10 protein-coding genes are annotated in these 11,445 nt (G+C 72.9%); 7 read left to right on the plus strand and 3 right to left on the minus strand.

The annotated features are described in order from the left end of the window. From C1I93_RS23025 to nudC, 6 genes are all read left to right on the plus strand, one after another. Positions 1–3,399 (plus strand): ATP-dependent helicase (locus C1I93_RS23025; protein WP_258378332.1); only part of this gene is annotated, 3,399 nt, incomplete at its 5' end. A gap of 233 nt (positions 3,400–3,632) precedes the next feature. Then, on the plus strand, positions 3,633–3,836 hold the full coding sequence (locus C1I93_RS23030; RefSeq protein ID WP_099849884.1) for a cold-shock protein: 204 nt from the start codon (positions 3,633–3,635) through the stop codon (positions 3,834–3,836). Between the two features lie 232 nt (positions 3,837–4,068). Continuing rightward, complete coding sequence (locus tag C1I93_RS23035; protein WP_111245384.1) at positions 4,069–4,257, plus strand: hypothetical protein; 189 nt, start codon at positions 4,069–4,071, stop codon at positions 4,255–4,257. 33 nt (positions 4,258–4,290) lie between these two features. After that, complete coding sequence (locus C1I93_RS23040; RefSeq protein WP_111245385.1) at positions 4,291–5,601, plus strand: M16 family metallopeptidase; 1,311 nt, start codon at positions 4,291–4,293, stop codon at positions 5,599–5,601. Further along, positions 5,598–6,932, plus strand: a complete 1,335-nt coding sequence (locus tag C1I93_RS23045) for a M16 family metallopeptidase (protein WP_111245386.1) — start codon at positions 5,598–5,600, stop codon at positions 6,930–6,932. The genes C1I93_RS23040 and C1I93_RS23045 overlap by 4 nt, the downstream gene beginning before the upstream one ends. Then, positions 6,929–7,909 (plus strand): NAD(+) diphosphatase, encoded by a 981-nt coding sequence (gene nudC / locus C1I93_RS23050; RefSeq protein ID WP_111245387.1) that lies wholly within the window; start codon positions 6,929–6,931, stop codon positions 7,907–7,909. Before C1I93_RS23045 ends, nudC begins: the two co-directional genes overlap by 4 nt. Positions 7,910–8,111: 202 nt before the next feature. Here nudC and C1I93_RS23055 read toward each other — a convergent pair whose 3' ends face one another. From C1I93_RS23055 to C1I93_RS23065, 3 genes are all read right to left on the minus strand, one after another. Continuing rightward, the gene (locus C1I93_RS23055; RefSeq protein ID WP_111245388.1) at positions 8,112–8,384 is read right to left on the minus strand and encodes a hypothetical protein; all 273 of its coding nucleotides are present in this window, start codon (positions 8,382–8,384) and stop codon (positions 8,112–8,114) included. Positions 8,385–8,599: 215 nt separating this feature from the next. After that, on the minus strand, positions 8,600–8,830 hold the full coding sequence (locus C1I93_RS23060) for a DUF397 domain-containing protein (protein WP_111245389.1): 231 nt from the start codon (positions 8,828–8,830) through the stop codon (positions 8,600–8,602). Between the two features lie 85 nt (positions 8,831–8,915). Beyond that, positions 8,916–9,896 (minus strand): helix-turn-helix domain-containing protein, encoded by a 981-nt coding sequence (locus C1I93_RS23065; RefSeq protein WP_111245390.1) that lies wholly within the window; start codon positions 9,894–9,896, stop codon positions 8,916–8,918. A 221-nt stretch (positions 9,897–10,117) separates the two neighbouring features. Here C1I93_RS23065 and C1I93_RS23070 point away from each other — a divergent pair. Next, positions 10,118–11,445: MFS transporter (locus C1I93_RS23070; RefSeq protein WP_111245391.1), on the plus strand; the 1,328-nt coding region annotated here is incomplete at its 3' end.

The raw sequence follows: 11,445 nt of genomic DNA on the forward strand, positions 1-11,445 counted from the left end.
CAGCCCGCCCTGTTCAACCCCGCCGCACCGGCACCCCGGGCGGCCGACGTCGGCCCCCGGTACACCCCGGTGGAGCTGGCCAGGTTGCTGCGCCTGCCGGCACCCACCCGGGAACAGGCCGCCATCATCGCGGCGCCGGTGGAGCCGTTGCTGGTGGTCGCGGGCGCCGGTTCCGGCAAGACCGAGACGATGGCCGCCCGGGTGGTCTGGCTGGTCGCCAACTCCTACGTCCGGCCGGAGCAGGTGCTCGGCCTCACCTTCACCCGCAAGGCCGCCGGTGAGCTGGGGCACCGGGTGCGTACCCGGCTCGACCAGCTGATCCGCCGACTCGGCCGGCGCGGGCGCGACCCGCTCGACGACGCGTTGGCCGGGGAACCCACGGTGGCCACCTACCACTCGTACGCCGGGCGCATCGTCACCGAGCATGGTCTGCGGGCCGGCTACGAGCCCTCCACCCGGCTGCTCACCGAGGCGTCCCGCTGGCAGCTTGTCGACCTGATCGTGCGCAACTACGACGGGGACATGTCCGGGGTGGACCGGATGCCGAGCACCATCACCGACGCGGTGCTGGCGCTCGCCGGCGAGCTGGACGAGCATCTGGTCGACCCGGACGCCCTCGCCGCCTGGACCGGTCGGTTCTTCGCCGACGTGCAGTCCCGACCGGGCCGGATCTACGCCGACGTGCGTAAGGCCCTCACCCTCCAGCAGATCCGGTTGAAGCTGCTGCCGCTGGTGCGCGCGTACGCCCGCCGCAAGGACGACTTCGAGGCGATGGACTTCGCCGACCAGCTGGCCCGGGCCGCGCGGGTGGCGCGGGACCATCCGGGGGTGGGTGAGATCGAGCGCAACCGCTACCGGGTGGTGTTGCTCGACGAATACCAGGACACCAGCCACGCCCAGGTGGTGCTGCTCGGTGCGCTCTTCGGCGGGGGGCATCCGGTGACCGCCGTCGGTGACCCCTGCCAGTCCATCTACGGCTGGCGGGGGGCCAGCGCCGGCACCCTGGACCGCTTCCCGGGCGAGTTCGCCCGCGCCGACGGCAGCCCGGCCCGGGTGCTCGGGCTGACCACCAGCTGGCGTAACCGGCCGGAGATCCTCGCGGTGGCGAACGCGCTCGCCACCCCGTTGCGGGCCGCCGGTGCCCGGGTGCCCGAGCTGCATGCCGCGCTCAGCGTCGACGAGCCGATCGGGCATCGCAGCCCGCGCGGCGCCGCCGCCGGCACGGTGCACTGCGCGCTGCTCTCCTCGTATGCCGACGAGGCCGACTGGATCGCCGACAGCCTGCTGGCGGCCTGGCGGGGCGCGGCCCGGATGCCTGGCGTGCTGCCCGAGCAGATCCCGGTCGCGCTGCGCCCGACCACCGCGGTGCTGGTCCGGCTGCGTAGCCAGATCCCGGCGATCGCCGCCGCGCTGCGCGCGCGTGGCCTGCCGGTCGAGGTGGTCGGGCTGGGTGGCCTGCTGGACACCCCCGAGGTCCGGGATGTGGTGTGCACGCTGCGGGTGCTGGCTGACCCGACGGACGGTGCCGCGCTGTTGCGGCTGCTGACCGGTGCGCGCTGGCGGATCGGCCCGCGTGATCTGGTCGCCCTGCACCGCCGGGCCCGGGCCATCGCCACCGCCCGCCGGCAACTGGCCGACGACGGTGGTCCGGAGATCGTGCTGGACCGTCTCGACGAGGCGACGCTCGTCGAGGCGCTCGCCGACCTGGGGCCCGCGCAGGCGTACTCGGCGGAGGGCTACGTGCGGTTGCGCGCGTACGCCCGGGAGCTGGGCCTGCTCCGCTACCGCCTGGACCAGTCGTTACCGGAACTGATCGCCGACATCGAGCGGACCACCGGCCTGGACGTGGAGGTGGCGGTACGGGCCGGCGGGGGCGGTGCCGGCGACGCCGGCCTGGCCCGGGGCCACCTGGACGCGTTGGGTGATGTGGCGGCCCGGTTCAGCGGGGAGACGCCCGGCGCCACCCTCGCCGGGTTCCTGGCCTATCTCGCCGCCGCCGAGGACGAGGAACGGGGGCTCGCCCCGGGCGAGGTGGAGGTGGTCGAGGGGGCGGTGCAGATCCTCACCGCGCACGCCGCCAAGGGGCTGGAGTGGGACGTGGTCGCGGTGGCCGGGCTGAGCCGCGGGGTGTGGCCGGGCCCGGTGCGTAACTCCGATCACTGGCTCGGTGGGCTGGGTGTGCTGCCCTTCCCGTTGCGCGGCGACGCCGACGGCCTGCCCGAGCTGGCCCTGGCCGAGGCCGACGACCAGCGCGGGGTGGCGCGGGCGGTGGCGGACTTCACCGACGCCTGGCGTGCCCACGACGAGCGGGAGGAACGCCGGCTGGCGTACGTGGCCCTGACCCGACCGCGCCGGCTGCTGCTCTGCTCCGGCCACTGGTGGGGGGAGGGCACCAAGCGACCCCGGGGGCCGTCGGCGCTGCTGCGCGAGGTGCACGACGCCTGCCTGGCCGGCGAGACCGGGTACGTGATCGACGAGTGGGCGTCGGAGCCGACTCCGGACGCGGCCAACCCCACCACCGAGGTGGTGCTGCGCGCCGAGTGGCCGGCCGACCCGCTCGGCGGTCGCCGTCCGGTGCTGACCGAGGCGGCGGCGTTGGTGCGGCGCTGCCTGACCGAGGGCGACGAGTCGGTCCGGTCGGACGAGGCGACGGCGACCGATCCGGAAGTGGTCCGGTGGCGGCGGGAGGCCGACCTGTTGCTGGCCGAGCGGGCGGAGCTGAGCCGGCTCTCCGGTCCGATCGACGTGACGCTGCCTGATCACCTGTCGGTGACGCAGCTGGTGGCGTTGCGCCGCGACCCGGCGGCACTTGCCGGTGCGCTGCGCCGCCCGTTGCCCACCGAACCGAACCTGTACGCGCGCCGGGGCACCGCCTTCCACGCCTGGCTGGAGCAGCGGTTCGGCGCGGACCGGCTGCTCGACACCGACGAGCTGCCCGGCGCGGCCGACGCCGACGCCGCGCCGGACGAGGCGCTGGCCGAGCTTCAACAGCGCTTCCTGGCCAGCGAGTGGGCCGATCGTACGCCGATCGAGGTGGAGGTCCCGTTCGCCACCGTCATCGGCGGCGTGGTGGTACGCGGCCGGATGGACGCGGTGTTCCGCCGGCCGGGGGACCGTTTCGACGTGGTCGACTGGAAGACCGGTGCCGCACCGTCCGGGCCGGCCGCCGAGGTGGCCGCCGTGCAGTTGGCGGTCTACCGGCTGGCCTGGGCGGAGTTGGCCGGTGTGCCGGTCGACCGGGTCGGTGCGGCCTTCCACTATGTGCGCGACGGCGCGACGGTCCGCCCGGCGGACCTGCTCGACGTCGAGGGGCTCACCGCGTTGATCACGGCGGTGCCGGAGTCCGCCAGCCCGGCGGCTGCCGAGCCGGCCCGACCTGCCGACGCGGAGCCGTCCTGAGGGGGGTGACGCGGGTTCTTATCCGTGGTACGGTGCCTGAGTTGCAGTTTTGGTTACCAGCTCTGTGTGCGCCTGGCGGATACCTGGCCCAGGCGCACTTTGTTGTGTCCGGAGTTCTCCGGGCGGGGCGACCAGAAGCGACAGGTGTTCCGGGCACGTCCGCACGGGACATTCCTCTCTCCGGCCCCGCAACGGGTGCGGGTCCGACGTTCCGTCAAGGAGACGAAACAAGCATGGCAATTGGCACCGTCAAGTGGTTCAACGCTGACAAGGGCTTCGGCTTCATCACCCCGGATGGCGGGGGCGCCGACGTCTTCGCCCACTTCTCGGCGATCCAGTCCTCCGGCTACCGCAGCCTGGACGAGAACCAGCGGGTGGAGTTCGAGGTCGTCCAGGGCCAGAAGGGCCCGCAGGCGGAGAACATCCGCCCGATCTGATCTCCTCAGCTTGCCCGTGACGGTCGGGTCGTAGTCGGGCGTCCAGCCCGCGGCGGCCCGGCCGTTCGCACTGGGGGGCGGCGGATCGCCCCCCTGAGTCGGCAATCAGTCTTCGGACGGTCGGGTGGGCGACTGTGCCCACCCGCCGGTCGGGAAAGGCTGGGTTCGCTGGCCCGTGGTCCGGGGTCCGGGGGGATGAGCCGGGGGGTCGGCTCACGCGAAGGAGGCGGCCATGGTGGGTGCCGCGACAGCACGCGAACTGCTCCTGGTGGTCGCGGTGGCCGTTGTCGGCGTGCTGCTGGCCACGGTGGCGGCGTTCACGCCCTGGCCGGTCACGCCGGGCGGGGCCGCCCCGTCGGGGCTTGTGGAACTGCACAGCCCGGCTACTCCTGCCGATTCCTCCGACACCGCGTCCGGCTGAAGCGGCTGTCGTCGACAGGTTAGGGTCGGAGCCGTGCCGACCCGCAGAGTGAAGATCCCAGCGACGAGGTATCCGGTCGAGCGGTTCACCCTCGACAACGGCCTGCGGGTGGTGCTCGCCCCTGATCGCAGCGCCCCGGTCATCGGGGTGGCGGTGGTCTACGACGTCGGCATCCGCTCCGAACCCGAGGGCCGCACCGGCTTCGCCCACCTCTTCGAACACCTGATGTTCCAAGGGTCGGAGAACCTGGAGAAGCTGGCCCACTTCCGGCACGTGCAGGGTGCTGGCGGCACCTTCAACGGCTCCACCCACCTGGATTACACCGACTACTTCGAGACGCTGCCGAGCAACGCGCTGGAACGGGCGTTGTTCCTGGAGGCGGACCGGATGCGTGGCCCCCGGCTGACCGAGGAGAACCTGCGCAACCAGGTCGACGTGGTCAAGGAGGAGATCCGGGTCAACGTGCTGAACCGGCCGTACGGCGGGTTTCCCTGGCTGACCCTGCCACCCGTCATGTTCGACACCTTCCCCAACGCGCACGACGGCTACGGCTCCTTCGACGACCTGGAGTCGGCGACCGTCGCCGACGCCACGGACTTCTTCCGGCGCTACTACGCCAGCGGCAACGCGGTCCTCTCGGTCGGTGGTGACCTCGACGTCGCCGAGGCCACCGCGCTGATCGAGCGGCACTTCGGTGACGTGCCGGCCCGCCCGGCGCCGGCCCGGCCGGACTTCACCGAGCCGGACCTGACCGTCGAGCGGCGCACCTCGTACACCGACGCGCTGGCCCCGCTGCCGGCGGTGGCGTCGGCGTGGCGGGTGCCCGACCCGGTCGGCGACTTCGCCGCCTACCTGCCGTACGTGGTGCTGGCCGAGGTGCTCACCGACGGTGACGCGTCCCGGCTGGTCGAGCGGCTGGTGCACACCGACCGCGCGGTGACGAGCGTGGGCGGCTACCTCGGGTTCATGGGAGACCCGTTCGACGTCCGCGACCCCACCGCGCTGCTGCTCCAGTCGCACCTGCCGCCCGGCGGCGACGTCGACAAGGTGCTCCGCACCGTCGACGAGGAACTGGACCGGCTCGCCACCGACGGGCTCACCGACGGTGAACTGGCCCGTACCCAGGCCCGGATGGCCACCCACCTGCTCCGCGACACCGACGCCGTGCTGGGCCGGGTGCTGCGGATGGCGGTGCTGGAGCAGCAACGCGGCGCGCCGGAACTGCTGGGTGAGCTGCCCCGGCTGGTCGGCGAGGTCACCGAGGAGCAGGTCCGTGCCGCCGCGGCCACCCTGCGGCCCGAGCGCCGCGCATCCGTCGAGGTCATCCCGGGAGGTGCCCGATGAGCGCGCCAGGTCCACGGTCGCTGCCGCCGCTCGGCCCGACCCGCCGGCTCAAGCTGCCGCGGCAGGCCGAGCGCACGTTGGACAACGGCCTCACCGTGATCGTGGTACGCCGTCCGGCGGTACCGCTCGTCGAGTTGCGGCTCTGGATCCCCTTCGGCCGGGCGCACCTGGCCCGGGGTCATCTGCTCGCGCAGACGATCCTCTCCGGCACCGAGACGATGAGCAGCGTGCAGATCGCCGCCGAGTTGCAGAAGATCGGCGGTGGACTCGCCGCCGGGCTGGACCCGGATCGGTTGATGTTCTCCGGCACCGGCCTGGCCACCGGGCTGGACCGGATGCTGGAGATCCTCGCCGAGGTGCTCACCGGCGCCAGCTACCCCGCCGAGTGGGTGGGCGTCGAGCGGGACCGCCTGGTCGACGGGATCCAGGTGGCCCGGAGCCAACCCGCCCACCTGGCCCGGACGGCCCTGCTCAAGCGGATCTACGGCCGCCACCCGTACGCCGTGCAGACGCCCGACCCGGAGCAGGTCCGGGCGGTCCGGCCGGGTGCCCTGCGTTCGCTGCACGCCCAGCGGGTGCGTCCGGCGGGCGCGGTGCTCGTGCTGGTCGGTGACGTACGGCCGGAGCGGGCGCTGGACGCGGCCGAGAAGGCGCTCGGCGGCTGGCAGGGTGACGGGCACCGTGGCGACCTGCCGCCGGCCCCGCCGCTGGCGCCGGGGCCGCTGCTGCTAGTCGACCGGCCCGGGTCGGTGCAGTCCTCGCTGCGGGTGGCCCTGCCGGCGGTGCCGCGCACCCACCCTGAGCACGCCGCGCTGCAACTGGCCAATCTGATCTTCGGCGGTTACTTCTCCTCCCGTTGGGTGGAGAACATCCGTGAGGACAAGGGCTACACGTACGGTCCGCACTCGCTTGTGGAACACTCCGTCGCCGGCTCGGTGCTGGTGGCCGCCGCCGAGGTGGCCACCGAGGTGACCGGTCCGGCGCTGCTGGAGACCACCTACGAGCTGGGTCGGCTGGCCACCGTGCCGCCCCGACCCGAGGAACTGGAACAGGCCCGCCAGTACGCCCTCGGCACCCTCCAACTCGGCGTCTCCACCCAGGCGGGGCTGGCGTCGGTGGTCAGCGCGTACGCCGGTAGCGGGCTGCGGCTCGACTTCCTGCCCGAGCACGAGTCCCGGCTGGCGAAGGCGAGCGCCGAGGACGTCGCCGAGGCGGCGGCCCGGTATCTCGCCCCGGCGCGGGCGGTCACCGTGGTGCTCGGCGACGCCGAACGGATCACGCCGTCGCTTGCCGCGTTGACACCGATCGAGACCGTGCCGGTGCCGTCATGACCTCGTACGCCGGCGCCGGCCAGCCCGTGGCGGCGGGCGGGGAGGCCGCACCGCCGCTGGCCCGCTCCACCCTGGATCGGGCCGCACACCGGCGTACCGATCCGGCGTGGCTGGCGCAGGCGTGGGCCGGTGCCCGGGTGCTGGTGCTCGACGTCGAAGGCGGCGGACAGACGCTGGTGCGCACCGACACCCCGGTGCCGACGCTCGTCCTCACCGCGGCGGAGGACCTCCCCCCGGCGCTGGCCACCGGTGCGATGTTCCTCGGCGTCGAGCCGGACGGGGTGCCGGTGTTCTGTGTGCACGCCCCACTGGCGGCGGCGCCGGACACCCGGGCGGTGAACCTGCGGCAGATCGGGCACCTGCTCGGCGACCGGGACGCGGGACTCTTCACCACCGCGCTGGCGCTCACCAACTGGCATCTGCGGCATCTCTACCACCCGGTGACCGGTGCACCGACCCGTGCCGACGAGGCCGGCTGGTCCCGGGTGGACGCCCAGGGCGAGCGGGTGTGGCCGCGTACCGACCCGGCGATGATCGTGCTCGTGCACGACGGGGTCGACGGCCAGGACGGGCGGTGCCTGCTGGGCAACAACGCCGCCTGGCCCAACGCGCCGGGGCAGCGTCGCTTCTCCTGCCTGGCGGGCTACGTGGAGCCGGGCGAGTCGGCCGAGGCGACGGTGCTGCGGGAGGTACGCGAGGAGGTGGGCGTGCCGGTCGGCGACATCACGTACGCGGGCAGCCAGGCGTGGCCGTTCCCCGGCTCGCTGATGCTCGGCTTCCTGGCCACCGCCGATCCGGCGCACCCGCTGCGGGTCGACCCCACCGAGATCGCCGAGGCCCGCTGGTTCTCCCGGCAGGAGATCGGCGCGACGTTGGCGGGCCGGGCGGTCGACGTGGGCGGCGCTAGCCTGCGCCTGCCTCCCGCCTCCTCGATAGCCCTCTTCCTCATCCACCGCTGGCTCGACGGCCATTGTTGAAGGAGGGGTCCCCTGTTAACGCCTCAGGTATAGCAGGGGCCCCCTGTTAACACGCGCAAGGCTCGGAAGCCGGACGGCGAGTGCGGCCCCGGCCCGTGACCGTCGTTGCCGCGGCGGTCACGGGCCGGGGACACGGGCCGTCGTGGCCGGCTGGGTGAATGACAGCGGGGGAGCCGGTCGACCACGACGGACGTGGGTGAGGTCAGCTGCCCCGTCCGTCCGAGCCGGCGCGACGGCCGGCCGGAGCGTCCAACGGAAGCACCTTGACCCGCTGCTTGCCGGAGCGTACGGAACCGACCGTGGCGAGCGCCCGGGCGAGCAGGAGCGCGGCGTCGCGGTCCTCGGCGTGGACGACCTGCCGGCGCGGTTCGGGCCGGGTGGTCTCATCCCGCAGCCGGCGACCGCCGGCCCAGGCGGCGGTGATGTCGGTATCGGCTGCGACGCGAATGTCGGTGCGAACGATCAGGAACCGCATCGGGGTCTCCGGATGTGCCGCGACGGGTGAAATCCGTGGAAGTTCCACGTCGGTACGCCGCCATCGTACGCCCGGTCTGCGTCCCAGCAAGTGAAACGCGCCGATTGGTCCCACACCCGGTCCGATCATCCGATGCCTGCTCATCAGCCATCTGGGGGTGAACGACGGCGGGGCCGCCGGCATCCATGCCGACGGCCCCGCCCTTTCCTGCGGCGCTACGAGAGGTCGAACTGCCCGCTCTTGGCGCCGGAGAGAAAGCCGAGCCATCCGGCCCGGTCGAACAGCAGCACCGGGCCGCCGCGGTCCTTGCTGTCGCGCACCGCGGTCGCGTCGGTACGCAGCGGCGCGACCTCGACGCAGTTGGAGGTCTGGCTCCGGGTGCTCGTGCGCCATGGCGCGTCCGCGAGTTGGGACAGGACGGACGGCGTGTTGCGGATCTCGTTCATCGTTGCGCTCCTGTGGTGAACCGATGGAACGAGCGGCGGGGCACGTCCCGACGGCGGGCGGTTTCCGGGGGTCACCGCCCGGGGGTCACCGCTCCGTCAGACGCCCGGAGGATCCGCGACGCTGGGCCGGCGCCGTTGCCGAACCACTGGTCTGGGTGGACGGGGTCACCGCAGCGGACAGCCATCCCAGCGCCTGGGTAAGCCATTGGTAGGTGTCCGTCTCGGAGAGCGCCGCCGTGCATAGCCGCTCAAAAACCACTTTATAGCGATTTAGGGCTATTTTCTCGGTCGACATGACGTCGGTAAAGCCGCCTTCGATGGCGAGTGTCTCCGGATCCTGCGGGTCGGCGAAGCGGTAGAGCGAGAACGCGGTCGGTGGGAGGTACCACTCACCCACCGGGGTGTCCCGCAGCAGTACGTGCAGTTTGACGTTGGACAGCGTGGACAGCTCCCGCAACTGCATCAACTGCTCCCGGATCACCTCCGGCGGGCCGGCCCGGAGGCCGAGCGCGGCCTCCTCCAGCACCGCCGTGTACTTCGGCGCGTCGGTGTCCTGGGTGAGCAACTCCTGTCGGGACTGTCGCGCCTTGATCTCGGTGTCGATGTCCTCACCGATCTCCGCGTCGCCGGCCTCCTGGTCGATCTGCTGCGCCGAGGAGAGTCGCAGCCGGGCGTACCCGGCGGTCTGCAACAGTCCCGGCACCAGGACCGGGCTGTACTCGGAGATCTCGGCGCAGCCCGCCTCCAGCTCGGCGAAGACGCGTTGCTGTTGGGTCATGGCCGGAAACTTCTTCAGCCAGGCGCGCATGTCGGCGGCCTGGCGGGTGATGTCGAGCAACTCGGCCTGCTCGGCCTCGCCGGCGCCGTAGAGGTCGAGCAGGCGCTGTACGTCCTGCGGGTCGGGCCGGCTGCGGCCGTTCTCCAGCCGGGACAGTTTGGACGCGGAGGCCCAGCCGACCCGGTCAATGACCTGGTCGCCGGTGAGTCCGGCGTCCTCACGCAGGCGGCGTAGTGCGCTGCCGAGCCGGGAACGCCGCCGGATCGGGCTGGGTGCGGCTGGAGGCACGCTGTCCTCTTTTCGTCGACCGTCGCCGACGCGACGGTAACTGTATGAAATTCGCCCCCCACGGCCAGTATGGACGTCGCGACCGGCGCCGGAGGTACCGGCGGAGGGCGTGTCATCAGAAAAACGCCAGACCTGACACCCGGACGGGAGCCGCCGTGACCTGCGTCGCCGGACCCAGTCGAGCGTCTGCCGCCCCGCGTCGCGCCACCCCGGAGGGACCAATGCGCACCGTCCTGAGCCGCCCGGACTTCCGTCTTCTCTTCGGCGGGCTGCTGGCCAGCATGATCGCCGAGTCGATACTGCTGTTGGCGCTCGCCATCTGGGTGAAGGACCTGACCGGGTCGGACGGGCTCGCCGGGGCGACCATCCTCGTCATCATCGCACCGAGGGTGCTCGCGCCGCTTGTCGGCTGGTTCGTCGACAGGTATCCCGGGCGCCCGTTCTTCGTCGCCACCCACCTGGCCATGGCGCTGCTGCTCACTCCGCTCTTCGCGGTCCGCGACGCGGGCGACATGTGGATCATCTATGCGGTGGCCGCCCTCTACGGCCTGTCCAACCTCACGGTCGGCGCGCTGCTCAGCCGCCTGATCCGGGAGTTGGTGCCGGCCGACCTGCTGGGCGAGGCGAACGGGGTGTTGCAAACGGTCCGGCAGGGGCTACGCCTGGTCGGTCCGCTGGCCGGTGCCGGCCTCTACGCGGTCCTCGGCGGCGGAATGCTGGCCGCCGTCGGGATGGCCGGCTTCCTGGTCGCCGCCGCCGTGGTCGGCACGCTGAGGCCGTCCGGGTCACCCGCCGTGGTGGGCACGCAGGGGCCGTCGGAGTCGCCCGCCGTGGTGGGCAGGCGGGGGTCGTCCGGGTCGTCCACCGCAGTCGGTACGCCGCGGCCGGCCGGGTCGTCCGCAGGGCAGGCTGGCGGTGCGGGCCCGGGACGACGCTGGCCGGGAGAGTTGATCGCCGGGCTGCGTCACCTCACCCGGGAACCGGCGCTGCGGCGGGCGTTGCTCGGCTACGGACTCGGCTCGCTGGTGATGGGCTTCACCGAGTCCCTGATCTTCGCGTACGTCGATCGTGGGCTCGGCCGGGACGCGGCGTTCGTCGGCGTGCTGGTCACCGTGCAGGGCCTCGGCGGACTGGTGGGCGGCCTCTGCTCCGCCGCAGTCGTACGTCGGGTCGGCGAGTTGGGCACGATGGCCGCCGGTGTCGCGTTCTTCGGGCCGGCCGCGCTGGCGTTGGCGTACCCGAATCTGTGGCTCGGCTTCGCCGCAGTGCTGCTGGCGGGCGTGTCGCTGCCGCTGACTCTGGTCGGCATGCACACGCTGATCCAGCGGCGGACCCCACCCGATCTGCTCGGCCGGGTCGCGGCGGCCTCGGAGGCCGCGGTCCGCTGCCCGCAGGCGTTCTCGATCGGCGTGGGCGCCCTGGTCGTCGGCGTGCTCGACTACCGGCTGGTCTTCGTCCTGGTCGGCCTGGCCACCCTGGCTGCCGGCGGCTACCTCTGGCGCGGCCGGCACCTGAGCCCCCCGCTCCGCCCGGCCGCCCACCCTCGCGT

Origin of the sequence: Micromonospora endophytica (assembly GCF_003236305.1) — a bacterium.
GTDB classification, from domain to species: domain Bacteria; phylum Actinomycetota; class Actinomycetes; order Mycobacteriales; family Micromonosporaceae; genus Micromonospora; species Micromonospora endophytica.